This window comes from Planctomycetia bacterium (assembly GCA_015200345.1).
GTDB lineage: Bacteria > Planctomycetota > Phycisphaerae > UBA1845 > UTPLA1 > PLA3.
Map to the genome: position 1 here is coordinate 190,394 of CP054187.1, position 24,213 is coordinate 214,606.

Below are 24,213 nucleotides of genomic sequence, written 5' to 3' on the forward strand. Positions count from 1 at the left end.
AGCAACTTGGCCATGAACTCCGATACGACAACGCCGACGCCGATGCAATCCGTCCACGACACGCCGCCCTCGCGTCGGTTCTGGCTGTTGATGGCGATTTCATTGATTGGCGTCGGGGCCGTGGCGTATCTCCAGTTCACACGCGTCGATCGCGCCCGGCGCGGCATGGGGTTGGCGCTGGGCGAGCCGTCGCGCCTGCCGATCCTGGCCGAACTGCCCGAATTCACACTGATTGAACGGAGCGGTCATCCGCTTTCGCTGAAGGATCTTCGCGGCAAGGTCTGGGTGGCTGATTTCATCTTCACCTATTGCGGCGGGCCGTGCCCGATCATGACCCATCGCATGCGCCAATTGCAGGATATCCTTCTGCGCGATCGCATGGAAAAAGTGATGTGCGTCTCCATCAGCGTCGATCCGCAACGCGACACGCCGGCCGTGCTTCGCGACTACGCCGCCAAACACAGCGCTTCCCCGACGCGATGGCAATTCCTCACCGGTGATGAGAAAGCCATACGCAGCCTTGCGCTGGATGGCTTCAAGCTGGCCGTCGAAGAAGGGACGTCGGGCGAAGGTCCGTTGCATTCCTCACGATTCGTGTTGATCGATCGAGCCGGTCGCATTCGCGGTTATTATCGCGCGCTGTCGGCCGAAGAGGAGGATGATCTGGTGCACGTCGATCCCGATGCTGGGATGCCGAAGGATGAATTGAATCGCCTGCTTGCCGACATTCAATCGTTGATTCGTGAGGGGGGCCGGTGAGCATTCATGTCTTGCCGCATGTCAACGCGTCGTTGAACGCGCTGGCGACGATTCTGCTGATCACCGGGTTCGTGTTGATTCGCCGCAAGCGCATCGCCGCCCATAGCGTCTGCATGATCGCGACGTTTTGCACGAGCGTGCTCTTTCTCGTCTGCTATCTGACGTATCACACCGCGCGGCAGGCGAAGGAGGGCGTCGGGCATACGAAGTTCGCAGGGGAGGGCGCGGCCGCGACGGTCTATTACGGGATGCTCATATCGCACGTCGTGCTGGCGGCCGCGGTGCCCGTCCTGGCGATCATCACGCTGCGACGTGGATTGCGCGGCGATGTGGAGCGGCATCGTCGCATCGCGCGCTGGACTTTTCCGATCTGGCTCTACGTGTCGATTACCGGCGTGCTTGTTTACCTGATGCTTTACCACTGGTACGCGCCCGGAGCGGCTTCCGTGTGACGTTCGCGGCACGTTTCCTGGAGACGCCGCGTTGACTCGCGGGCTTTCCCGTTTTCGTTCGAGAGGTCTTGTCGCGCGCGCGGGCGTCGAATGAAAAGGCTGACGGACAGACATCGGCCAGGGTGCATTGCTCGCAGTCCGGTTTGCGGGCGGCGCACACCTTGCGGCCGTGCCAGATCAGTGCGTGGCCGACAAAGGTCCACTCCTTGCGCGGCAGAACCTCCATCAAGTCCTGCTCGATTTTCACGGCGTCCTTGTCATCGCGCGATCGCCAGGAGAGGCCAAGCCGGTGAGCCAATCGTCCGATGTGCGTATCGACGACGACGCCTTCGTTTTTCTTGAACCACGTGCCGAGAAGGACGTTGGCGGTTTTTCGCGCGACGCCCGGCAGCGTCAGCAACTCGTCCATCGTTGCCGGCACTTCCCCTGCGAATCGCTCGCAGATCACGCGGGCCGCGCCGATGATGTTCTTCGCTTTGTTGCGGAAGAATCCTGTCGAGCGAATAATCGCTTCGACATCGGCCTGGTTCGCGGCGGCCAGGTCACGCGCCGTCGGATAGCGCGCAAACAGCACCGGTGTCACCATGTTGACACGTTCATCGGTGCATTGCGCGGAGAGGATCGTTGCAATGAGGAGTTTCAGCGCGCTGTCATGCTCCAGCGCGCAGTCCGCTTCGGGGTACAACTTGTGCAGGCGGTGGGTGATTTCCGTCGCGCGCTTCTTTCGGGCCTGCGGCGATTCCTTGATTCTGGGCGATTTCATGTTTGTGGTTCCCGGCCGCCCCGGAACGCGGCGATTTCCAGTGTTAGCGCGAGCACGAGCATCAGGTTCGCCTGTGCCAGCCGCACCGCCGTTGCGTGGTAGGAATCAAACGCAGCTTTGACCCTTGCATCCGCATCGGCGCCGGCCACGTCGCCCTGCATGGATTCAATGCGTGGCGTCATGACGCCGGCGTTGTACGCCAGAATTCCACACGCTGCGATCACCAGCCCCGCCCGGATTCCATCGCGCCGCCGTCGCGTTCGACGCAATAACCGGCTCATCGCCCACGCGGCTACGGTTGCGGCGCACACGATCTGCACGACGTCGAACCGCTTGAAGTTCGTCGCCATCACGCGCCCGGCGACCGCGTTGGGCCGTTCAACGTCCGTCGTGCGAATCACCGAAAACGTTGTTTGGGCCACGATGGCCATCAGGATCATGCCACCCAGCCAGATTCCCGCCGCCGCACACGCCAATGCCTGGAACCACCGATTCATGCCTGCGGCTCCACCCACGACGCCGATCCATCGCCCCAGAGGTCTTTCTTCCAGATGGGCACATCCACTTTGACTGCGTCGACGATCCAACGGCAGCCCTCGAAGGACTCCGGGCGATGCACCGACCACGTCGCCACGAGAATCGACGCTTCGCCCAGCTCGACACGCCCAAGCCGGTGGACCATCACAGCCTCGATCAGCTCAAACTTTGCGATCGCACGCTGGCGCACGGCTTTCATCTGTTCGATGGCCATTTCCTCGTACGCCGAGTATTCCAGCGCCGCGAGCGATTGACCTTCGCGCTCCTCGGGCCGCACGATTCCGACGAACAGGCACGCCGCGCCGGCACCGCCGGGTGCGTGGTCCGAAAGAATCGCCGCACCATCCAGCGGCCCATGAACCAAGCGCACTGGCTCGCGCGGAGCGCCGCCCGAGACGGGTGGAATGACCGCGATTTCATCGCCGTCTTTCAGGATGTGATCCAATGCAACGTATTGACGATTCACGGCGAGGCGCAGGCCGACCGCCTGCCCAAGCATGGGGAACTGCGCCGCAAGTCTGCCGGCAAGCGAGCCGACGGTTTCGCCAGGGGTCAGGACCATGGACTCGGCGTCCCGGTCGGTCAGGGTGCGTGCCGGTCCAAAGAATCGAACGGTGACGGTAGCCATGCCGGATGTTTACCATGCGCGGCGAGCGGCGTCCAGTTTCGGACCGCGTTGTACCTCGCGCCAATGCTAGGTCGCGGACGAGTCGAGCGCAATGCGATCCGCATGAGACCGAAGCCATCGCACCTTGCGCAACATGACCCCCAGAAATGCAAAAGCATCCAGCCCGGCGAACGTTCCGGTCTTCAAGATCGGCGGAATCGCTTGCGCGATCAGCGCTTCCTGCATGAGGTAGGGGGTGGCTTTCAATTCGGCTTGCGACAGGACGTTGATCTCGTCGTACCCCGAGAGAAACCGCCGCGCTCGATCGTCATCCGCGCGATCCACCCAGGTCGTTAAATCCCGACCGCCAGTAATCAGCGAAAACTGAAGGCAGCCGTTCGCCACGTCGGTGACGCGCGGCCGAATCCGCGCCGCGTCGTAATCGATCACCGCCACCACATGTCCATCGCGAAAGATCATGTTCCCGGGATGCCAATCGGAATGGACGATCTGCAATTCCCACTGGTTCAGTCCCAGATCGTTTACAAATTGCGCCGCCGAGGCGTAGGCCTGGCTCAACTCCAGAATCGTGCGCGTGACTTCCGGCCCGCGGCCTTTTGCCGTGGGTGACTTCATCACAATTTCTTCGACACGGCTGAACGCGTCATAGACCGTCTTCGCATCGTGGTAATGCCCGCGCGGCGGCTCGTACTGCGATTCGAATTCGTGAACCAGCTTGTGATACAGGCCCAGGATTTTTCCGGCTTCGTAGGTCGAGCCGGGCTGGCCGTCATAGGGTCCGCCCTCGATGAATTCGAAAACCTCATAAATGGACTCGCCCACCTTCAGCATCGACACGTTATCCTTGCGCGTGCCGATGAGATGCGGCAGGGGGAAGTTCTTGCTCGCCAGGTAGGCCTGCAATTCGTGCGAAAAGGCAACACGGTACAGGTCCTTTTCTGCCCGCGGGCGGCGTTTGAGCAGGTATCGCCCGCGATCGGTGTGCACCACGGCCTTGGCCGCCGCGTGCGAACCGCGCGGAAAATCCGTCACGTTCAGCACGATGCCCAGATCGTAATTGCTAAGGACGACGGCCAATTCCTGCGAACTGAACGTCTCGCGTGGATGCGCCATCACCGCTCCAACCCGGTTGCACCGCCCACAGTCAACCCCGCACTAGTTTACGCTGAATCGCGGCGCGGCGTCAGCATCGGCCCGCGGATTTGACGCCGCGCGCCACACCCCGGATATTGACATGGTTGCGGATGCGATGTCCGCTGCTCGATGCCAGGATACGGGTGCGCATGATGTCAAAACCGATTATCGGCCTGATTGGGGGTACGGGGCTGGGCAAAGCGCTGGAGGCCGACGTGCGTGGCGAGGCGATTCACCTGGAAACTCCTTTCGGCAAGCCGAGCGGACCGATTGTTCGGGGGCAGTGGGAGGGAGCCGAGATCGCCTTCCTCGCGCGACACGGCCCCGGGCATGTTTTTTCGCCGACGGCAGTTCCCTATCGCGCCAATCTTTACGCGCTCAAGTCCGTCGGCGTTACGCACATCATCGCGAGCGGGGCGACTGGCAGCCTGCGCGAGGAAATCCGCCCGCGCGATCTGGTCGTCGTCGATCAGGTCATCGACCGCACGAGTCGCCGCGCGTCGACATTTTTCGATCAACCGGGACTTGTGTCGCACGTCGATTTCTCCGAACCGTTCTGCCCGCGGCTGCGCAAGGTGATTCTTGAATCCGCCAACGACGCCGATGTCACGGTGCATGACGGCGGCACGTATGTCTGCATGGAGGGGCCGGCGTTCTCGACCGTCGCCGAAAGCCGCATGCACCGGTCGTGGGGCGGCGACCTCATCGGCATGACCTGCATGCCCGAGGCGAAGCTCGCGCGCGAAGCGGAGATGTGCTACGCCCTGATCGCGCTGCCGACCGACTACGACTGCTGGCGGCCGCACGATCCGAACGTGAGCAAGACGGCGCTGATCCAGGAGATACTGCACAATGTCGAAGAAGCGACGGCGCGATGCATCGCATTGATCCGATCCGCACTCGGCGCGATGGCGCACCGCAGCGTGCCGCCGTGCGAATGCCACAACGCGCTGGAATCCTCCATCTGGACTCACCGCGAAAGCATTCCCAAGGCCACGCGAGACCGATTGGGAATCCTTATCAGCAAGTACATCAAGTAATCTAATGGGCGAACCATCCCCATCACCGTCGCGCAGCGAAGCGATCTCCCCATCCGGCAATTCGCAGCCGCGTACGACCGCGCAGCGGTTGCTGCTTTTCGTCGGCTCACTGGCGTATGTGGGATTCGTGCCGATTGCTTCGGGCACGGTTGCCGTTGCCGTCGTGGGGATTCCGCTCTATCTGCTGCTGGTTGGCGCACTGAAACTCGCGTGGGCGCCGTATGTGGGTTTCGTGGGGGTGTTCACGCTCGTGTCCGTCTGGGTGGCCGGCGCGACGGACCGCATCCTGAACGAACAGGACAGCAAGCGAAACGTGATTGATGAATTGCCGGGTTACCTGATCGCGCTGGTCGGTCTGCCTGTGTCGTGGCAGCTCATCGTCGCGGCGTTCCTTCTCGAACGAGCGATCGACATCGCCAAGGTCTGGCCGGCGAGCTGGGTTGAGCGGCGCGTGCCGGGCGGCTGGGGCGTGGTGCTGGACGACGTGGTGGCGGGTCTTTATACGCTGGCGATTCTCCACGCGGGAGCGCGGTGGGCGCCCGGCTGGCTGGGCCTGGCATGAAAAAACCCGTGCCGCACCAATGGCACGACACGGGTCATTTCAAAAGCTGGCGTGCTCCGTCGCAATGCCGTTCGAAGGCGTTGTCTCTTGAACCCCTTGCAAAAGGGGGGAGTCTTGCGGGCCGCCCAGGCCGCTTCGTCAAATACGATGCAGCGAAGTTCGCCCGGTGCAGGCCAAGGTCGCGCGACCCCCAGTGTTCAAGCATATCGGTTCAAGGAAACGGTGCCTCCGTTCTCGAACATGACAGAAACACAAACCATGCTGATACACTCATAGCACAGTCACGGAGGAAATGCAACTGCGTCGTGACGATTCGCGCAAAAATTCGCGCCGCGCAAATCGGTCACAAACAAGAATTCGCGCCGACCTCGCTTGAGGTATTAACAACACGAGTTTGGGGATCGCCCGATCAGCCGCCCTTCTTCGCGCTGGGGCCGGTCTCGAAGATCGACTGCGTGCGAAGAATGCGCCACTCGCCGGGGAAGGCGTGATACGCGTGAATGTGCAGCTCGGTCGCGCGCGTCTCGTAATCAATGAAGCTGAACGGCTCGAGGCCATTGCTCGCCCATTGCTCGTACGGGACGTACAGCCCCTTCTGCTTGGCGTAGCGAACCAGATCGCGGTACGTTGTGCGGAAGATGTGTTCCGTCATCTCTTCGACCTGGCTGCTGAAAATGTACCGCATGTTGTCGTTGAAGCGGTACTGAAAATCGCGCTCGCCGCGGAAGCGGAACTGCGTGACGAGATTGCGCTCGGTCAGCAGATCATTGGGCGGGGAGGTCAACTCCGTCACCATCGTGCCGTTGCTCTGCAACGTGACGAGGTGGCTCAAGCCGACGATCCAGATGTCCGCCTGGAAGTTCCCGTACTTGATGTGCTTGTCCAGGTAAATGTGGAAAAGCTCGGGATGGAGCGCCCGGCGATACAGGTAGAAGTTCAGATCGGTGCTGCGTTGTTTCGTGAGGCCAAGTTCCAAGGGCGTCTCCCTAGGGCTATGTGTGGGCGATCCATGATGTTAGCAACCAGACGAATCATGGTTGACACCATTATATCCGTGTGAAATACGCTTTCGCAACGAAAATGTTCGACGAAATGAGCCTCTCTAACCTTCGCTCAAGAATGGATTTGCCTTGCCATGCATTCCGGAGCCGATGCCGAAGTTAAAGCAACTGCCCGCTGGACGAATTGAACGATTTTTTTGAGCAGGCGAAGCCGGATTCCCGATCTCTGCATGAACCGTAGAACAAACCGCCAAACCCGCTTACAACGTCGTTTCGATGGCGTTGCCGCTACCCTAGAATGCCCCTGAAGGGGCCAGAATCAATCCATGCTCTACCAGCCACCACTGCCGCCGCGATACGCCGCTTATTCGCAGGACGAACTGCGACGTCGCATTGCCGAACGCAAGGCGGAATTTGGGCGTCGGATCGTGATTCTCGGGCATCATTATCAACAAGATGATGTGATTGAGTTCGCCGACTTCACTGGCGACAGTTTCAAGCTTTCGCAACTGGCTGCCGCGCAGAAGGATGCGGAGTTTGTCATCTTCTGCGGCGTGCATTTCATGGCCGAATCGGCTGACATCCTGACTGACGAGCGGGTGAAGGTGATCCTGCCCGATCTGTCTGCCGGATGCAGCATGGCGGACATGGCAGGTATTGAACAGGTCGAGGAGGCGTGGGATTGGCTTACCGGCGTGGCTGACGCCACGATCATCCCCATCACATATGTCAATTCTTCGGCCGCCGTGAAGGGTTTCGTCGGCGGCCACGGGGGGGCCTGCTGCACGAGTTCGAACGCGCGGGCCGTGCTCGAATGGGCGTTGGCGGGATCGACGCCGTCTGCACCGAACGTGAATCGAAAAGTGATTTTCCTGCCGGATCAGCATCTGGGTCGGAACACAGCCTATGACATGGGCTGGCCGCTCGAGAGCATGGTGGTGTATGACCCGAAGCAGGCGCAGGGGGGGCTGACGGCCGAGCAGGTTCGCGCGGCGACGTTCCTTCTATGGAAGGGCCATTGCAGCGTGCATCAGTTGTTCACGGCGAAACAGGTGGAGGATATCCGCGCTGCGGATCCTGCATACAACGTGATCGTGCATCCGGAGTGCGATTGGTCGGTGGTGCAGAAGGCCGACATGGCGGGCAGCACAGAGTTCATTCTGAAGACGATCGACGCCGCGCCGGCCGGCAGCAAGTGGGCCGTGGGGACGGAGGTGCATCTGGTGCATCGACTGGCGAAGCGCTATGAAGGCGTGAAGACGGTGCGACTGCTGGCGGGAATTCAATGCCTGTGTACGACGATGTATCGGATTGACTTGAAGCATTTGTTGTTCGCGCTGGATGAGCTGGCGGTTGGGCGGGTGACGAATCAGATCCGCGTTGATTCGGAGACCCGCACGCTGGCGCGGCTGGCGCTGGATCGGATGCTGTCGCTGGTGGGCACGGGCAACGCGAAGGCAGCGGCAACGGTGGATTAGGAATGGGTCGCGCGGTTCGAGCCGTGCCAGTCATGGACCGGGAATCCCGTTCCATAATGAACGCAGTAATTCGGCAGTTGTCGAGGTGCGCCGCAATCCGCCGCATGATTGGGCCGGATTGGAAAATCGGAGAACCCACTCCCTGACGGTCGCGGCTCGGCCATGCGCGGCACTACGCCGGCGACTCTCTCCAATTTCGAATCTTCACGGCCGGGACGCCGGACCAGTATTCGTTCGGCCCGATGATGGTGTAGGGGGCGACGATGGAGCCGGCGGCGACGATGGCGCCTTTCTTGATGTGCGCGCCGCCGAAGACGATGGAGTTCGCGCCGACCAGCACGTCATCCTCAATGACGGTCTTGCGGATCGCGACCATGTCGGGCACCTGGATGTGACCGGCGAGTGTGGCGTTGGAACCGATGACCACGTTCTTGCCAATTTCGACGAAGGACGGATCGAGGCAGAGTGGATCGGTCACGTTCGTCGATTTTGTCTTCGGCCCGAACAGCGGGATGAAGATCCATCGCAAGGGCGGAATCGCCGAGAAGTGATACACGAGAAACGCGGGGAAGGGGGCTTCGTACCGCGCTTTAGTCAGGACACCGAGGAAGCAGGCATAGATCAGTTGCCGCGCACGGGGGTCGGTCATTTTCAGGGGGCGATTGGTGGGATAGACGCCGGTGCGCGGCGTGGGGACCAGCACGCGCAGGAGGATCAACTCCGCCACGTAGATCATGTTGAACAGCACGATCCAGTTGGAGAGCGTCATGGCCCATTGCCAGGCTTCGCCCAGGGGCGCACCGATGATCGGGAACGACCGCCACAGCCCGAATCGCGAGAAGATCGCACAAGTAAAGGCCAGCGAGGTGGACCAGATCAACAGGCGGATCATCATGTCGAGAATCAGGAAGAACTGAAGTCCGACGTTCATGTTCATGGGCGGCGACTGGTCGGCGACGGCCGACGGTGCGGATGGGGCGGCACTCACAGGCAAATCTCCCGGTGATAGGCAAAGAAACGTAACCGGCCGCGCGTGCGGCCGATGAGCGGGAGCATGATGATCGACGCGGCGGGGCGTTGGCAAGCGAGTGACCAAACGTCAGGAATCGCAAGGAAGAGTGCGTATCAGGCCGATCCGGCGCGGCGGGCGATCCGGCGCAGGAGGGCGGTGGCTTCGCGCTGGGGCCGCTGGGAGTTGGCCTGTAGCCAGCGGACGGCGTGATCGGCGATGTCGGGGTCGAACTGCTCGCCGCGGCCGTCGAGGAGTTGGGCGATGGTGCGTTCGACGGGGAAGGCGGCCTTGTAGGTGCGCGGTGAAGCCATGGCGTCGATGGCGTCGGCGACGTGGAGGATGCGTGCGCCCAAAGGAATCTCAAGACCGCGAAGCCCGGCGGGATACCCGCGACCGTTGTACCACTCGTGGTGATGCAGGACGAGCGGCCGGACGCGGTTCAGGAAGCTGACCGGTTTGAGGATGGCAGCGCCGATGGCGGCATGCTCTTTCATGAGGCTGTACTCGACATCGGTGAGCGGGCCGGGCTTGGTGAGGATGGAGTCGGGCAGACCGATTTTGCCAACATCATGAAGCATGGCGGCGATCTTGACGAGTTCGCGGTCCTTGTCGGAGAGGCCGATCGCCACGGCCAGCGCCTCGGCATAACTTGAGACGTTCAGCGAGTGATGGCGCGTATAGGGATCTTTGGCCTCGACGGCGCTGACCAGCGCCATGATACTGTCCACATGAGCGTGTTGGAGGCGTCGTTGGAGGCGCGTCACGCGGCGCGTGAGAAGGCGAATGACCTGGGAGGCGTCCTCGGTGCCGGTCTGATTGATTTCGGTGGCGAGGCGCGGTGATCCTGGCAGGATGGCTGGGCGCCTCCGGCGAGAGGGGGCAACAAGAGCGGAGTCAGCACCCAGTAAGGTCATCGGTTATCCTGTCGCACGTTAGCGGCTTCCCACGGGCGCGTCGCACAGGGCGACGGCGAGTCCCAGATCGGATTGAGCGCAGTATGGCCTTTAGCAAGCGAATGGGGCGAACGTCCGGTGCGATAAGCGGGTCGGACCGCCCCGAAACGCGGCAAAATAAATACTTTTGTATATATATTGGTTTGGGGTCGGCCAGCGCGGCCGAAAAGCGGGGATAAACCGGCTTGGGCAGGCGAAGGCGACGGATTCTCGGTCTGAACAGCGGCACCAGCGCCGACGGCGTGGACGCGGTGGTCTGCGAAGTATCGGGCCGCGGCGCCGGGATGAAGGTCCGACTTCTGGGGCATCTTCATCGGGCGTACCGGCCCATGCTGCGTCAGCGGTTGCTGGCCGCGATGGCTCCAGCGGGCACGCAAACAGAGGAATTGTGCCTGCTGCATCGCGAAATCGGACTTGCATTTGGGGAGGCGGCGCGGGCGCTGTTGCGGCGGATGGGGCTTCGCCAGATCGATCTGGTCGGCTCACACGGTCAGACGATTTGCCATCTGCCGTCGGGAAGCGCTGTTGCACGTGGCGGGCCGAGCGCAACGCTTCAGATCGGCGATGCCGCGACGATTGCGCAAGAGTTGGGCGCGCCGGTGGTGAGCGACTTTCGTTCGGCGGACATCGCGGCAGGAGGGCAGGGGGCGCCGCTGGTGCCGTGGACCGACTGGGTGCTTTTTCATGATCCGCGGCGCACGCGCCTTGTTCAGAACATCGGCGGCATTGCAAATCTGACGTACTTGCCGGCGGGGCGCGGGCCGGATCACGTGGTCGCCTTCGACACCGGGCCGGGCATGATGGTCATCGACGCGCTGGTGCGGCATTTTTCTCGCGATCGCAAGTCGTTCGACGCCGGCGGCCGCATGGCAGCAACCGGCCGAATAGACGCAAAGCTGGCACTCGAGATGACGCCGCACAAGGAGTTGATTCGCATTCCGCCTCGTAGTTTCGGTCGCGAGGAGTTCGGCGAAGCTTACGTTGAACAGCTCTTGAAAAAGAATGCGCGGCGGCGGCTGCGCCCGGCTGATTGGATCGCCACGGCCACGGATGCCACCGCCGCGACCATCTGGTTGAGCTGCATCCTGCACCTGCCATTCAAGCGGCATGGGCCGCGTGTGGATGAAATCATCCTGTGCGGCGGCGGAGCGCGTAACGCGACACTGGTCAATATGCTGAAGCGCTATCTTTCGCTGGATGACCGGCTGGCCGGCGCACGGGTCTGCGATATCTCGGAATATGGCATCTCCGACGCGGCCAAGGAGAGCGTATCGTTCGCCATGCTGGCAGCCGCGCGGGTGGACGGCGTTCCCGCGAACCTGCGGCGCGTGACCGGGGCAAGTCGGCGCGTGCTGCTGGGGCAGGTGTATGAACCGGGGGCCGTACGATGAAGCGCAGCGATCGTACTCGTCGCGCGAAGCCGATTCGACGTGGAACGAGGGGCCTTGGCGCCGCGAAGCATCAGCGCCGCGGCCACCTGCTGACCGAACAGCGCAACAGACGATCGATGAATCTTGACGCGTTAACCCTCTCCGATGCATTCGAGGTGATGAACGCCGAAGACGCGCAAGTTCCGCGTGCCGTCGCGAAAGCGAAGCGCGAAATTGTCCGTGCAATTGAGATGGTGTCCGCCGCCTGGCAGCACGGCGGCCGGCTGATTTACATCGGCGCGGGAACAAGCGGGCGGCTGGGCGTTCTGGATGCGTCGGAGTGTCCGCCAACGTTTCGCAGCGATCCGCGAATGGTTCGCGGCATCATCGCCGGCGGAAAGAAGGCGCTCTGGCGAAGCGTGGAGGGCGCCGAAGACGAGGCGAGTGCAGCGGTTGCGGCGATTCGAGACATGAAACTGACCCGGCACGACGTGCTGATGGGCATCGCGACCGGGGGCACGACGCCGTATGTGCATGCGGCGCTGGCCGAGGCGCGGCGGCGCGGCGCGAAGACGATTTTCTTCGCCTGCGTGCCGCGGCAACAGGTTCGCGCGACGTGCGACGTGGACATCCGCGTGCTTGTCGGTCCGGAAGTGCTGACTGGCTCGACGCGTTTGAAGGCCGGGACGGCGACCAAGCTGGTGTTGAACATGATCACGACGCTGTCGATGGTTCGGCTCGGCAAGACGTTCGGCAACCTGATGGTCGATTTGAACAGCTATGCGTGTCGCAAACTGGTGGATCGCGCGACACGCGTCGTCAGCGAAGTGACGGGGCATTCATACTCCTCGTCAGGCCGGCTGCTTCGCGCGGCGCGCGGAAGCGCGAAGACGGCGATCGTGATGGGCCTGTGCGGCCTGCCCCGCGACGCGGCGGAACAATTGCTGCGACGGCACGGCGGCCGGGTACGAGGGGTCATCCAGTCGGCGGGCACAGGATCGCGCCGTGCGCGAACTGCGAGGGCGCGATCGCGCGCTTGAAAGTGCCGCCGGTTCATCGACAATGGCGGCCATGCAAGAGAAGCCACCTACGACCTGCGATCTGACGATCCGCGTGCGCTACGCCGAGAGCGATCCGATGGGCTACCTTCATCACTCGAAGTACTTCGAGTATTTCGAGATGGGGCGGACGGAGTTGCTGCGGCAGGCGGGTTTTCGCTATCGCGATCTGGAGTCGGCGGGGGTGTTGTTCGCGGTCGCGCGGATCGAGTGCCGTTTCAAGGCCCCGGCGTACTACGATGACGAGCTGACGCTGACGACGAAGATTGAGCGGATGACGCGAGCGCGGATCGATCACTCCTACTTGTTGAAGCGCGATGGCGTGGTGCTCTGTGAGGCCAATTCGGTGCTTGCATGCATCGATCGATCGGGCAAATTGATCCCGATCCCCGACGAAATCTTCATTCACTCCGAACCTTGAATCGAACGGCGGTCTCTGCGTGATCTGGGTTTTTGTCACGATCGGCATGCTCGCGTTCGCCAGTGCGATTCACGGTGCGATGACTGCCGCCACGGAAGACGGACGCGATTCCGTCGGACGGCTGATGCACAGTATTGCGGCGCTGTTGCTGATCGGCGCGTGGGCAACAGGACACGCGACGAGCATCGGCTGGGGCTGCCTGGCGGTGGCTGCGGCGATGGAGATCGGCCTGCGTGCCCGCGCGCGCGAGATCGAGCGCAGGATCGCGTCGCAACAGGCCGCGCGCGGTGCGAATCCGGCGATTCAAGACGGATCCGACCCCATGCCGGGCGATGAGGGGGCGATCCGATCTGCAACCGTGAAGGAGCGCCGCGCAACATCGATCGCCGAGGACGGCTCCGAGTTCAGCGAGAATTCATCCGAGCGCGAAATACCCGGGGCGGTCTCGGCGTCTGCGCCGCCGTTTGTGACGGTCGCACTCCTTCGCGAGGCGCATCAGGTGACGGGTGACATTTTCGTGGCATCGGTGCGCCGATCGGGCCGGCGCGATGCGCAGCTCACATCCGCGGGAACCACAGCGACGTGGCAAGCCCGAATCGGGGAATTCACGATCGAGGGGATGAGTCAGCGGTCGGCATGGGACGGCGCCGCGCTGGCCGAGGCAGCCGCGCAGACCTTCGACTGGCCTGATGCATTGCAGGCGTGCCGCGAACACGCCGGTCATGTTCGACTCGTGACCCGCGCTCCGGCGGGCGCTTCGCGAACCGAACTGGTAGCGGTACACCGTCTGGCTCACGCGGCTATCGCCGAGTTCGCTCCGGTCTGTGGGGTGTTGTGGGAGGGGGCGCGGCTGTTGCGACCGGTCGCAAGAGGGACTGCGCAAGGGGCAAGCCGCGAGGACACCGTGCGGCACATGCCCAGGGGCCAGGAGTCGGCGCGAGAGGCCGTACACGATGCCATGGAGACCTGCATCAACTTTCGCGTGACGCCGCTAGAGGGCAGCGAGCCGCAGGCCGTCGCTTCCGACACCGTCGGCCTGCACGCCTTCGGCCTGCCGGACCTCGAGATCGTCACGCCGGGTGAGCCGGATGAGCGCATCGCACGGGTGCTCTATCACCTCGCGGAGGAGTTTTTTGCTCGCGGTTGTGACTGGCAGGACGGTGACGAGCGCACGATCGGTTCGTACGGCCGATGGCGGTGTGAACGAAGGCGGAGCACGCTTGCTCCGGGGCGAGAGATTCTGGCGCTAAGTCCGAAGGAATGCTGACTGGGCCTGCTCGGACTCGAACCGAGAACCCGGAGATTATGAGTCCCCTGCTCTAACCATTGAGCTACAGGCCCGACCGCGCTACGGCTTGGTCCGCGGCGACCCGGCGGATGATAAGGGCTGGTCAGCCCGCGGACCAAACAGGAAAGCAGAACTCTCCTGCTGTAACAGTTTCGTAAGCCCGCCCGGTGTTCGGGCATAGGCTGACAGGGGCCGCGCCGACGGATCGTCGTAGTTGGGATACGATGCACTCCCTGCCGAGTAATTAAACGGCAACGCGACATTCCCCAACAGGAGGCAGGCGTGACCCAACTGGACATCAAGCACATCGGACCCATGATCAAGGCGGCCAGCGAACCCTTCGCACGGCTGCGCGCGGCCATGCATCAGGTGATCGTCGGGCAGGAATCGCTGATCGACCATCTCCTGGTCGGGCTGCTCGCCAACGGCCACATGCTGCTCGAAGGCGTGCCCGGCTTGGCGAAGACGCTCTCGGTGACATGCCTCGCGCGGGGCATCCAGACGGGATTTTCGCGTATTCAATTCACGCCCGATCTGCTCCCGGCTGACGTGATCGGTACGCTGATTTACCAGCCGCAGCAGGGGACGTTTACGGTCAAGAAGGGGCCGATCTTCTCGAACATCATCCTCGCGGATGAGATCAATCGCGCGCCCGCAAAGGTGCAAAGCGCGCTGCTGGAGGCAATGCAGGAGCGTCAGGTCACAATCGGAGACGAGACGTTCGCGTTGCCGGAGCCGTTTCTCGTGCTGGCGACGCAGAATCCGATCGAACAGGAAGGGACCTACCCGCTGCCCGAGGCGCAGGTCGACCGGTTCATGTTCAAGGTGACGGTGACGTATCCCAGTCGCGAACAGGAGCGGCAGATTCTGGATCGCATGGCGACAACCTCGCCGGACTGGTCGATCGAGCCGGTCATGCAGCCGGGTGACATCATCAAGGCGCGCCAGGCGGTGGACGAAATTTACATTGATGACAAAATCAAGGATTACGTGGTGAGCCTCGTGATCGCGACGCGCGATCCCTCGTCGTATGGGTTGAACATCAAGCACCTGATCCAATACGGTGCATCGCCGCGCGCGACGATCATGCTGACGCTGGGGGCCAAGGCGCGGGCGTTCCTGGCGGGGCGGGGCTTCGTCACGCCGCAGGATGTGAAAGACGTCGCTCCGGGAATCCTCCGCCATCGCGTCATCATTACGTATGAAGCGGAGGCGGAAGAGATGACCAGCGACGCGATCATCAAGCAGATCCTGGATCACGTTCCTGTTCCATGACGCCCAACGAACTATTGAAGAAGATCCGCCGGATTCACATCCGGACGATGCACATGGCCGACGACGTGTTCGCCGGGCAGTACCACAGCGCCTTCAAGGGTCAGGGCATGGAGTTCGAGGAGGTGCGCGAATACCAGCCCGGCGACGAGATACGAAGCATCGACTGGAACGTCACGGCGCGGCAGGGGCGACCCTTCATCAAGCGGTTTCGTGAAGAACGCGAGCTGACGGTGATGCTGCTGGTCGATGTGAGCGCATCGCAGGAGTTCGGCAGCCGCGATCAGCTTAAGCGTGAACTGGCGGCGGAGATCGGGGCAACGCTGGCGTTCAGCGCGATCAAGAACAACGACAAAGTCGGGCTGATTGGTTTTTCGGATCGCATCGAGCGTTACATCAAGCCGGACAAGGGCACGCGGCATGTGCTGTGGGTCATCCGCGAATTGCTGGCGCTGGAGCCGCAAGGCCGCGGGACGGACCTCGCGGGAGCGCTGGATTACATGAATCGCGTGTTGCGCCGGCGAAGCGTCGTGTTCGTGGTAAGCGACTTTCTTGCAGGGCCGTTTGAGAAGCCCTTGCGTGCGGCGCGGCGGCGTCACGATGTCATCTCCATCGCCGTCAGCGATGAGCGCGAGCGCGAATGGCCCAAGACGCGATTCGTGGAGCTGGTCGACAGCGAGACGGGACAGTGGGTCACAGTGGACGCGTCGAGCCGGTCGTTTCGCGAAGAGATTCGACGACGCGCCGAAACGGCCATTGCGGCACGACGAGAGTTGTTCAAGCGGATGCGCGCCGACTGCATCGAATTACAGACCGGCCAGTCCATCGCCGAACCGTTGACGCGATTCTTTCGAGCACGGGAGGCGCGGCTGTGAAGAGACGGCGACGCGAATTCGTTCTTGCGATGGTGGCCGCCGTCGTGCTGGAGTTTGTCGGCGATGCGGCGATGCTGCGCGGCGTTTCTTCGTCCCATGCCAACGAGCCGGTTTCGTCCCAACCCGCCCCGCAGCCGATTCGGCGCGAGAAGAGGGAAGGCCCTGTGCTGTTGCGCGTCGAACTGGATCGAGACCGGACGGATCTTCTGACTTCGATTCGGCTCACCATAAGCGTAGATGCCGAGCGCGGCGTGAAGATCTCCATGCCCGAGGCGAAGGGCGTGCTGGGCGACTTCGTGGTGAAGCAGTCGGGGGACATCCAGCGAACTGAAACGGCCGACGGCGTGCGCGCGGTTGTGGAGCAAGTGCTGGAACCGGTCGTGCCGGGCACCGCCGTCACGGGACCGATCTCGGTTGAATACGAGGATGCCCGCGAACGGCTGGACGGCTCGACGGGCAAGTCGCGCGGCACGGCAACGATAGACCCGATCGCAGTGATTGTCGAAGGGCAATTGGCCGACGCGAAGGGGCCGGTGTCGTTGGCGTGGGCGGGGTTGCCACCGATCTGGTGGTGGGTCATCGGTGTGATTGTGGGGACAGCGGCCGTGGCGCTGGCGGCGCGGCGTTTTGCGCGACGGCGCGGTCCGCAAGCGATTGTCACCGAGCGCGAGGAGCGAATCGTGCCCGCGCATATCTGGGCACTGGGTGAGTTGGATCGCCTGATCGCGGAGCGGCTGGTGCCGCGTGGCTTGGTGCAGGAGTTTTACTACCGAATCAACGCGCTGCTGCGGGAGTACATTGAGCGTCGCTTCGGCATCACGGCGGGCGAGCAGACCAGCGAGGAGTTCATCCGCTCGCTGCGTGATTCGAAATATCTCCAGGCCGTTCACAAGACCGTGCTTCAGCAATTCGTGGACGCGTGCGACCCGGTGAAATACGCGCGGCACACGCCCGGTGACGCCGACGTGAAATGGGTGGAAGACACGGCACGACGGGTTATTGTCGAAACGGCCGATGTGGGCGGGAACGGCGAGCTACTCAAAGCCCCCGTGGCGGCGCAGGCTGCTATCCCTCGGCATGGATCACGGAGGGCCGGGCCGTGATTCAACTGGCAAACTCGTGGCTCTTGGGCCTGGCGCTGTTCGTGCCGGTGGTCTGGTGGGCGTACCGTCGGCGCCGGGGTCGCGCGATGGTGCAATTCTCCGACGTGTCGGTGCTCGTGCAGGCGGGGGCTGCGCGGCGCGCACGCTGGCGCGCGACGTTGCCGTTGCTTCGCACGCTGACGGTGCTGTTGCTGGTGTTGTCGGTGGCACGACCGCAAAAAGCGGATGAGCAAACGCGCGTTCAGACGGAAGGCATCGCGATCCAACTGGTGGTTGATCGGTCGGGAAGCATGCGCGAGCCGTTTGGTGAGCGAAACGGACGGCGCATCTCGCGTTTAGAGGTCGTGAAGGACGTGGTGCGGGAGTTCGTTGAGGGAAACAAGACGGGACTGGCCGGTCGGCGCGATGATCTGATCGGCCTGATTGTTTTTGCGCGCTATCCTGACACGGAATGCCCGCTGACGCGCGATCATCAGCATGTCATTCGGGCCTTGGGCGAAGTGCAGCCGCCCGCCACGCGCGACGAGGACGGCACGGCCATCGGCGACGCGCTGCTGCTGGCGGTCGAGCGGATCCGCAACATAGAGCGGCGGTTTCAGAAATCGGACGATTACAAAGTCAAGAGCCGGGTGATTGTGCTGCTGACCGACGGCGAACAGAACGCCGGCAAATATGAGCCGGAAAAGGCGGCGCAAGCGGCGGCGGCGCTCGGCGTAAAGGTGTACACGATCGGCGCCATGGCCGATTACGTCGAACAACAAAGCCTGTTCGGGCAGACGATGCGGATTCCGGTCCAGATCAACGACGAGCCTCTGAAGAAGGTGGCGGAGCTGACCGGTGGCCGGTATTTCCGTGCTCGAGATGAACAAGCCCTGGCGCAGGTGTATGCCGAGATAGACAAATTGGAGCGTAGCGCGATCGACGAGACCCGGTATTACCTGATGACGGAACTGTCGTACAACTGGCTGACGTGGGGCACCTTGCAGTTGCCGCCGCCGCTGTTGCTGGCGATGGTGTTGCTGGCTCTGGAAGTCGTTCTGGCGCAGACACGCCTGCGCACGATCCCCTGAATCGCGAATCACTCGACATGGATGATTTCAAACTGGACAACGTCAGGCAATTGCAGTGGCTGCTGCTCGTTGGCGTCTGCGCCGCGGTGTTCGCGTATGGCATTGCGATGAAAACGGCATCGCTGCGGGCGTTTGTCTCCGCGCGGCTCGCGCCGGTGCTGGCGCCGCACGTAAGCCAATCGCGGCAGATCGTTCGCGCGGGGATGGTGCTTGGAGCGATGATTCTAATGATCGTGGGGCTGACGGGCCCGCGCTGGGGAACTTACTATGACGACGTTCAGCAGCGCCGGCTGGATCTGGTGATTTGTCTTGATGTGTCGCGCAGCATGTTGGCCGAAGACGCCGGCATGTCGCGATTGGATCGAGCCAAGGACGACATTCGCCGGTTGATGGATCAGATCGGCGGCGGGATGGTCGGCCTCGTCGCGTTCGCCGGCCGTGCGGAGCTGGTCTGTCCGTTGACGGACGATTACGAATACTACCGTTTGGCGCTGGACGACGTGGGGATCCACAGCGTCTCCGTCGGCGGGACGAACATCGGCGAGGCGATTCGCGCGGCGGTTAAGACATTCGGAGATTCGTCGCCGCGGCAGCGCGCGATCATCTTGATGACCGACGGCGAAGATCACGGCGAACTGGCCGTCGTCGAGGCGAAGCGCGCGCGCGAGGCGGGTATCGCGGTCCATGCCGTGGGAATCGGCGACGACGACAAGGGGGCCTTGATCCCCATCGACCGCAACGGTCAGCGGACCTATCTCAAGTATGAAGACGAGCAGGTTTGGTCGAAGCTGAATCCGGTGCGGTTGAAGGAGATCGTCGCGGCGGGCGGCGGCGAATATCAGCCAAGCCGTCAGGTAACACCTCGCCAGCGCACGCTGGAATGGCTTTACACGGAGCGGCTCGCGCCGAAAGAGGAACGAACGAACGAAGACCGCAAAGTGGCCCGTCAATATGCACGATCGCACTGGTTCTCGGCGCTGGCGCTGGCGCTGTTGCTGATGGAGTGCGTGGTGTCCGAGCGGCGAGGCGGAGCGAGCCGGCGTAACGCGAAAGCCGAAGGGGCACGGGAATGACTCATCAACGATCGGTTGTTCGAAATCGCCGTTGCATCGCATGCCGCGCTGCCGTGCTGGTCGTGATGGTGCTGGCCGGATTCCAATCCAGCGTCGAAGCAGACGAAGCCGCGCGGAAGGCGTACGACGCCGTGAAAGAGGGGAACCAGCTGCTCGCCGAGGAGAAATTTGTTGAGGCGTTGAAGGCATACGACAGGGCAGCCGCGCTCTCGCCGGATTCGCCGCAGGTGGCCTACAACCGCGGATTGGCGCTGTATCGCCTCGGCAAATTCGAAGCCGCGCGCAAGGCGTTTCAGGATGCAATCAAGCCGAGCCACCCCGAGATCGAGGCGCGAGCCAAATACAACCTCGGGCGCACGGCCCATGCCGAAGCGATGGAACATGCGAGCGAGCCGAAGCAGGCGATTGAGGATCTCTCGCGCGCGATCAATTTCTATCAGGACGCCCTGCGACTTGATCCCAAACAAACCGATCCCGACGCCCAGAAAAACCTTTCGCTGGCCGAGCGCCTCCGCGCGTACTTCCAGAAACGCCTCGAGCAGCAGCAGCCTCCGCAACCGCAGCCATCGTCCCAACCTTCCAGCCAGCCGCAGGATCCGCAACCGCAGCCGACAACGTCGCGTTCGCAGACCAGCCAGCCCGCATCGCAGCCGACGTCGGGAAAGTCAGAATCAGCGGACGAACCTGAAAAAAACGAGCAGGAATCGCAGGAAGGAAGCGAGGGGCAGGAGCAGAATCAGGATGGGGAGCAGGACGATTCAGAGTCGCAGAAGGGTAGCGATCAGAAAGAATCAGAGTCCCAGAAGCAGCCTAGCGCGGATAGGCAAGACGGTTCCGATCAGGCATCGGGTCAGCAGGACGAAACGCAGAAGGAGCAGAAGTCGTCGGCCAATCCGGAGCAGAAGACGGACCGCGACGATAGACTACGCGAGGAAGAGATTCAGCCGATGCTTCAAGAGGCGCGCGACGCGGAAAAGGCACGACGCGAGGCGCGGCGGATGAAGATGATGCGCCAGCGCGGGCGCACGGCGGTTCCCAAGGATTGGTGATGCGGCGATCAGCTTTCTTCATCAGAATGTTCGCGCTGATCACAGCGATTCCCGCCGCGTGGGGGACGACGCCGGTCCGCGCGCAGGAAATCAGCGCGAGCATCAACACGACGCAGGCGCTGATGGGGGAGACGCTGATTGTTCAGGTGCAGGTCAAGAACCCCAAGCAGGCCTCCGCTCCCGAAGCGCCGAAGACGGACGACTTCGAAATTCAAATGTCCGGCGCCGGGCCGCAGCAATCCAGCTCCACTTATATCATCAACAACAAACGATGGACCGATGTGACGTACACCTACACCTTCACCGCACGGCCAAAACGGGCGGGCCGGCTGGTGTTGCCGCCGTTTCGCTTTCGCGAGGGTGGGGCGGTCTTCGCGACCGAACCGATCACGGTACAGGTCAGCCGGCACATCGGCGGTGAGTTGTTGCTGGCGGAAGTGCAGTCGCGTCTGACGCGTGCCTACGTCGGCCAGCCGGTCGACCTGACGCTGGAGGTGTGGGTCAAGCAATACGAGCGGGACGGATTTCGCCTCGACGTGAGCGACATGTGGACGCTGCTGATGCGCAATCAGCAGCTCAACTCGCTCGGCGTGTTCGAGAAAGTAGCAACGCCCAAATGGAAGCCCGGCCAGCGCACCGACGAAGCCGGCAAGACGCACGAGTACTTCGTGTACCTGCTGGAGACAACGGTCTACCCAGAGCGGCCCGGGCCGTTCGACTTCGGCAGCATCGCGCTGGGGATGAATTATCCCATCACATTGCGGCGCGATGTCTTCGGGCGAATCTCCATCGATCGCGATCGCGTGGTGCAGGTGACGGCAAAGACGCCGAGCCTGGAAATCCTCCCGGTCCCAACTCAAGGTCGGCCCGCGGACTTCAACGGGGCCATCGGCCGATTCACCGTCACGGCGACGGCCAAACCAACGGAAGTAGCCGTCGGCGATCCGATCACGTTGACCTTGGCAATCCGCGGCAGCGGCACGCCATTGGAACGACTGAGTGCGCCAAAATTGGCAAACGTCAGTGAATTGACGAAGGACTTCGACGTGCCCCTGGAGTCCCCCGCTGGTGAAGTCGAAGGCGATCGCAAGCTGTTCTCCGTCACCCTTCGCCCGCTGCGCGAAGACGTGACGCAGATTCCGTCGCTCCCGTTGAGCTACTTCGACCCGGACACCGAGAAGTTCGCCACGGCAAGAACCAAGGCACTCCCCATCCGCGTCAAGCCCGCCGAAAAGCTCGCGCTGCCGACGCAGCTCGGCTCACCCGGCGACGCGCGCCCCATGATCGCCCAGCCGACCGAGGCCACCGAAGGTCTGATCGCCAATTTCACCAATCCAGCCGATGTCCTTGTAAACCAGAGCCTCTCCGTCGGACCGGCAGGATGGAGTCTTCTAACGGCATGTCCTCTTGCATACGTGGCGGCATGGCTGGCGACGCGCCGCTTACGGCGTCTGGCGAGCGACGACAAAGTTCGGCGCTCATCCCAAGCGTATGGTACGGCCAAACGCAGACTGGCGTCAGGTGCGAACGACGACCCGGCCTCGCTGCGAACGGCTTTGTCGGCTTACATTGCCGACAAGTTCAGAAGCGATGGCACGGGCCTGACCCGCGCCGAGGCGGTGGCGTTGCTTCGGGCGCGCGGCGTCAAAGACGAGCTTGTCTCGGAGGTGGATCGACTGTTGGAAGCCCTCGAAACGGCGGAGTACGGCGGTGGACTGGCGGCACAGGACGCCAAGGACATCGGGCCCATGCGGGTTCGCGCGATCATTGATACGTTGGAAACGGTACGCGTGCGATGAAGCGATTGAGCTTGGTAATTGTGGCCGTTCTGATGAGCGTGTTGCCCGCGCGGGCGCCGGCGCAAGCACGGACGTCGCCGCCGGAGACTCCCGTTGAACGCGCCGCCCTGACCAACGAGAGCCTTTTCGAAGCAGCCCTGCGAAGCTACGAACAGGGCATCGCGCAAGGCGGCGGCACCAATCCGCAATCGCGCCGGCTTCTCGAAGAGGCTCTCGAAGGATTCGTGGAGTTGACGCGCCGCGGCATTCGCAACGGCCGGCTCTACTTCAACATCGGCAACGCGCACATGCAGTTGGGCGAGCTGGGCGAGGCGATTCTCAACTACCGAATTGCGCTGCAATTGGCCCGCGGCGAACCGGCGATCCTTCACAACCTCGATGCCGCTCGCAAACTGCGCCGCATGACGTTTGCCCGGCCGACCGTCAGCGTCGTGCGCGACACGCTTTTCGCCTGGCACGATCACACGTCTCCCGCTTCACGCCTGCGCGTCGCCCTGGGAGCCTACGGCTGCTTCTGGCTGTTGCTGCTGATTGGTTTGCGCACAGGGCGGCGACCTGCGCTGGTCTGGTCCTGCCTCTTCACGGGCCTCATCGCGCTGGCCGCCGGCGGCAGCGTGGCCTACGAACAGATCACCACCGCGCAAGGCCGCGAAGGCGTCATCATGCAATCGGAAGTCGTGCTGCGCAAGGGAAACGGCCAGTACTACGATCCCGCGCTCATCCAGCCGCTTCCGGAGGGCGTGGAATTTCGCGTGTTAGCGTCGCGTGAAGATGTATCCGGCGCGACGTGGTACCAGATTGAACTGCCGGACGGCAAGGAGGGCTGGCTCCCGGCCGATGCGGTTCGCCTGATTGGACTCGATTCACCGAGCGGGTAGGATGTATCGGAGACGCACGCGAACGCGCGTGTTCCGCATTCGCCGTGCCCGGCACGGAAGCGGTGGGGCGATTGATTTGAGGATTTCCCATGGCCACGCAGCCAGCAAGCAAACCATCCGGGCCGCTTTCCGGTGTGCTGGGGTTGATTGTCTTCATCGTACTTCTCGGGACGGCCGGATTCTTGAGCTATCGCACGCTGACCTCGGCCGAGCCGGCCGCGCCCCGATCCATCGACCGCGATTTTGTCTGCTCCGAGACAGGCAAACATTTTCGATATGCCTTGCAGATAGGGGAGTCGTGGCCGATCCCGTCGCCTTTTTCAAAAAAGCAAACAGGCTATCCCGCCGAACGCTGCTACTGGACGCGCGAGGGAAAGCGCAAGTCCGAACCCACCTACATCATTCTCAACGAGATGTTGAACAAACCCGGCGACACCATCTGTCCCGACTGTGGCCGAATCGTGATTGGCCACAACCCCGAGCCGCCCATGAGCGTGCCGCTCGCCGATGCGCCAACGTCGCAGTCAGCGCCCCCAACCGCCGCGTCGCCGGCGTCGCAAACGGCCCCGGTCGGTTCCCAACCCGCCAAGCCTTGACTCAAGACCGGGCTTATGCATCGCAATACATGGTGAATTGCA

General features: G+C 62.6%; 25 protein-coding genes and 1 tRNA gene. 18 read left to right on the forward strand and 8 right to left on the reverse strand.

The genetic code is table 11. The features are described 5' to 3' along the window. Nucleotides 1-12 precede the first annotated feature (12 nt). Together HRU71_00855 and HRU71_00860 are read left to right on the forward strand one after the other, a co-directional pair. The gene (locus HRU71_00855; GenBank protein ID QOJ02123.1) at nt 13-759 is read left to right on the forward strand and encodes an SCO family protein; all 747 of its coding nucleotides are present in this window, start codon (nt 13-15) and stop codon (nt 757-759) included. Further along, on the forward strand, nt 756-1,211 hold the full coding sequence (locus tag HRU71_00860) for a DUF420 domain-containing protein (GenBank protein ID QOJ02124.1): 456 nt from the start codon (nt 756-758) through the stop codon (nt 1,209-1,211). The genes HRU71_00855 and HRU71_00860 overlap by 4 nt, the downstream gene beginning before the upstream one ends. Here HRU71_00860 and nth read toward each other — a convergent pair. The 4 genes from nth to HRU71_00880 form a co-directional block, all read right to left on the reverse strand. Then, nucleotides 1,147-1,974: an endonuclease III gene (nth, locus tag HRU71_00865; GenBank protein ID QOJ02125.1), complete on the reverse strand. Its 828-nt coding sequence runs from the start codon at nt 1,972-1,974 to the stop codon at nt 1,147-1,149. The two genes, HRU71_00860 and nth, sit on opposite strands and share 65 nt — an antisense overlap. After that, nucleotides 1,971-2,471 carry a DUF4149 domain-containing protein gene (locus tag HRU71_00870; protein QOJ02126.1) on the reverse strand — a complete coding sequence of 167 codons (501 nt, stop codon included), beginning with the start codon at nt 2,469-2,471 and terminating at the stop codon, nt 1,971-1,973. The genes nth and HRU71_00870 overlap by 4 nt, the downstream gene beginning before the upstream one ends. Further along, nucleotides 2,468-3,139: a molybdenum cofactor biosynthesis protein MoaE gene (locus tag HRU71_00875; protein QOJ02127.1), complete on the reverse strand. Its 672-nt coding sequence runs from the start codon at nt 3,137-3,139 to the stop codon at nt 2,468-2,470. The genes HRU71_00870 and HRU71_00875 overlap by 4 nt, the downstream gene beginning before the upstream one ends. Nucleotides 3,140-3,205: 66 nt before the next feature. Further along, entirely contained in the window at nt 3,206-4,252 is a 1,047-nt protein-coding gene (locus HRU71_00880) for a phosphotransferase (protein QOJ02128.1), read from the reverse strand. Between the two features lie 173 nt (nt 4,253-4,425). On the opposite strand from HRU71_00880, the gene mtnP reads away from it, so the two are divergent. Then, a complete protein-coding gene (mtnP, locus tag HRU71_00885; GenBank protein ID QOJ04880.1) occupies nt 4,426-5,313 on the forward strand; it encodes an S-methyl-5'-thioadenosine phosphorylase in 888 nt (295 codons plus the stop codon). Nucleotides 5,314-5,317: 4 nt separating this feature from the next. Further along, on the forward strand, nt 5,318-5,875 hold the full coding sequence (locus HRU71_00890; GenBank protein ID QOJ02129.1) for a phosphatidylglycerophosphatase A: 558 nt from the start codon (nt 5,318-5,320) through the stop codon (nt 5,873-5,875). 409 nt (nt 5,876-6,284) lie between these two features. Here HRU71_00890 and HRU71_00895 read toward each other — a convergent pair whose 3' ends face one another. Continuing rightward, nucleotides 6,285-6,851 (reverse strand): DUF2617 family protein, encoded by a 567-nt coding sequence (locus HRU71_00895; protein ID QOJ02130.1) that lies wholly within the window; start codon nt 6,849-6,851, stop codon nt 6,285-6,287. Nucleotides 6,852-7,202: 351 nt separating this feature from the next. Here HRU71_00895 and nadA point away from each other — a divergent pair, with 351 nt between their 5' ends. Further along, nucleotides 7,203-8,354, forward strand: coding sequence for a quinolinate synthase NadA (gene nadA / locus HRU71_00900; GenBank protein ID QOJ02131.1), 1,152 nt, complete (start codon nt 7,203-7,205; stop codon nt 8,352-8,354). Nucleotides 8,355-8,526: 172 nt separating this feature from the next. On the opposite strand, the gene HRU71_00905 is transcribed toward nadA, so the two are convergent. Together HRU71_00905 and HRU71_00910 are read right to left on the reverse strand one after the other, a co-directional pair. Beyond that, complete coding sequence (locus HRU71_00905) at nt 8,527-9,342, reverse strand: hypothetical protein (GenBank protein ID QOJ02132.1); 816 nt, start codon at nt 9,340-9,342, stop codon at nt 8,527-8,529. A gap of 137 nt (nt 9,343-9,479) precedes the next feature. Continuing rightward, nucleotides 9,480-10,082 (reverse strand): HD-GYP domain-containing protein, encoded by a 603-nt coding sequence (locus tag HRU71_00910; protein ID QOJ02133.1) that lies wholly within the window; start codon nt 10,080-10,082, stop codon nt 9,480-9,482. 422 nt (nt 10,083-10,504) lie between these two features. Here HRU71_00910 and HRU71_00915 point away from each other — a divergent pair, with 422 nt between their 5' ends. Genes HRU71_00915 through HRU71_00930 form a run of 4 tightly spaced genes read left to right on the forward strand, consistent with a single transcriptional unit; the run spans nt 10,505 to nt 14,435 of the window. Continuing rightward, nucleotides 10,505-11,710, forward strand: coding sequence for an anhydro-N-acetylmuramic acid kinase (locus HRU71_00915; GenBank protein ID QOJ02134.1), 1,206 nt, complete (start codon nt 10,505-10,507; stop codon nt 11,708-11,710). Beyond that, nucleotides 11,707-12,729, forward strand: coding sequence for an N-acetylmuramic acid 6-phosphate etherase (gene murQ / locus HRU71_00920; GenBank protein ID QOJ02135.1), 1,023 nt, complete (start codon nt 11,707-11,709; stop codon nt 12,727-12,729). The genes HRU71_00915 and murQ overlap by 4 nt, the downstream gene beginning before the upstream one ends. Nucleotides 12,730-12,760: 31 nt before the next feature. Then, entirely contained in the window at nt 12,761-13,168 is a 408-nt protein-coding gene (locus tag HRU71_00925; GenBank protein QOJ02136.1) for an acyl-CoA thioesterase, read from the forward strand. A 19-nt stretch (nt 13,169-13,187) separates the two neighbouring features. Continuing rightward, nucleotides 13,188-14,435 carry a DUF4261 domain-containing protein gene (locus tag HRU71_00930; protein ID QOJ02137.1) on the forward strand — a complete coding sequence of 416 codons (1,248 nt, stop codon included), beginning with the start codon at nt 13,188-13,190 and terminating at the stop codon, nt 14,433-14,435. Between the two features lies 1 nt (nt 14,436). On the opposite strand, the gene HRU71_00935 is transcribed toward HRU71_00930, so the two are convergent. After that, nucleotides 14,437-14,509: transfer RNA gene (locus HRU71_00935), tRNA-Ile, on the reverse strand. A gap of 262 nt (nt 14,510-14,771) precedes the next feature. Here HRU71_00935 and HRU71_00940 point away from each other — a divergent pair. The 9 genes from HRU71_00940 (at nt 14,772) to HRU71_00980 (ending at nt 24,171) form a co-directional block, all read left to right on the forward strand. Then, complete coding sequence (locus HRU71_00940; GenBank protein ID QOJ04881.1) at nt 14,772-15,731, forward strand: MoxR family ATPase; 960 nt, start codon at nt 14,772-14,774, stop codon at nt 15,729-15,731. After that, nucleotides 15,728-16,603 carry a DUF58 domain-containing protein gene (locus HRU71_00945; protein ID QOJ02138.1) on the forward strand — a complete coding sequence of 292 codons (876 nt, stop codon included), beginning with the start codon at nt 15,728-15,730 and terminating at the stop codon, nt 16,601-16,603. Before HRU71_00940 ends, HRU71_00945 begins: the two co-directional genes overlap by 4 nt. Continuing rightward, entirely contained in the window at nt 16,600-17,706 is a 1,107-nt protein-coding gene (locus HRU71_00950) for a hypothetical protein (GenBank protein ID QOJ02139.1), read from the forward strand. Before HRU71_00945 ends, HRU71_00950 begins: the two co-directional genes overlap by 4 nt. After that, on the forward strand, nt 17,703-18,776 hold the full coding sequence (locus HRU71_00955) for a VWA domain-containing protein (protein QOJ02140.1): 1,074 nt from the start codon (nt 17,703-17,705) through the stop codon (nt 18,774-18,776). Before HRU71_00950 ends, HRU71_00955 begins: the two co-directional genes overlap by 4 nt. Before the next feature lie 17 nt (nt 18,777-18,793). Beyond that, nucleotides 18,794-19,849, forward strand: coding sequence for a VWA domain-containing protein (locus HRU71_00960; GenBank protein ID QOJ02141.1), 1,056 nt, complete (start codon nt 18,794-18,796; stop codon nt 19,847-19,849). Then, nucleotides 19,846-20,898 (forward strand): tetratricopeptide repeat protein, encoded by a 1,053-nt coding sequence (locus tag HRU71_00965; GenBank protein ID QOJ02142.1) that lies wholly within the window; start codon nt 19,846-19,848, stop codon nt 20,896-20,898. The genes HRU71_00960 and HRU71_00965 overlap by 4 nt, the downstream gene beginning before the upstream one ends. Then, entirely contained in the window at nt 20,898-22,697 is a 1,800-nt protein-coding gene (locus HRU71_00970; protein ID QOJ02143.1) for a protein BatD, read from the forward strand. Before HRU71_00965 ends, HRU71_00970 begins: the two co-directional genes overlap by 1 nt. Then, nucleotides 22,694-23,575 carry a hypothetical protein gene (locus tag HRU71_00975; GenBank protein ID QOJ02144.1) on the forward strand — a complete coding sequence of 294 codons (882 nt, stop codon included), beginning with the start codon at nt 22,694-22,696 and terminating at the stop codon, nt 23,573-23,575. Before HRU71_00970 ends, HRU71_00975 begins: the two co-directional genes overlap by 4 nt. 89 nt (nt 23,576-23,664) lie before the next feature. Further along, complete coding sequence (locus HRU71_00980) at nt 23,665-24,171, forward strand: hypothetical protein (GenBank protein ID QOJ02145.1); 507 nt, start codon at nt 23,665-23,667, stop codon at nt 24,169-24,171. Nucleotides 24,172-24,213 lie beyond the last annotated feature (42 nt).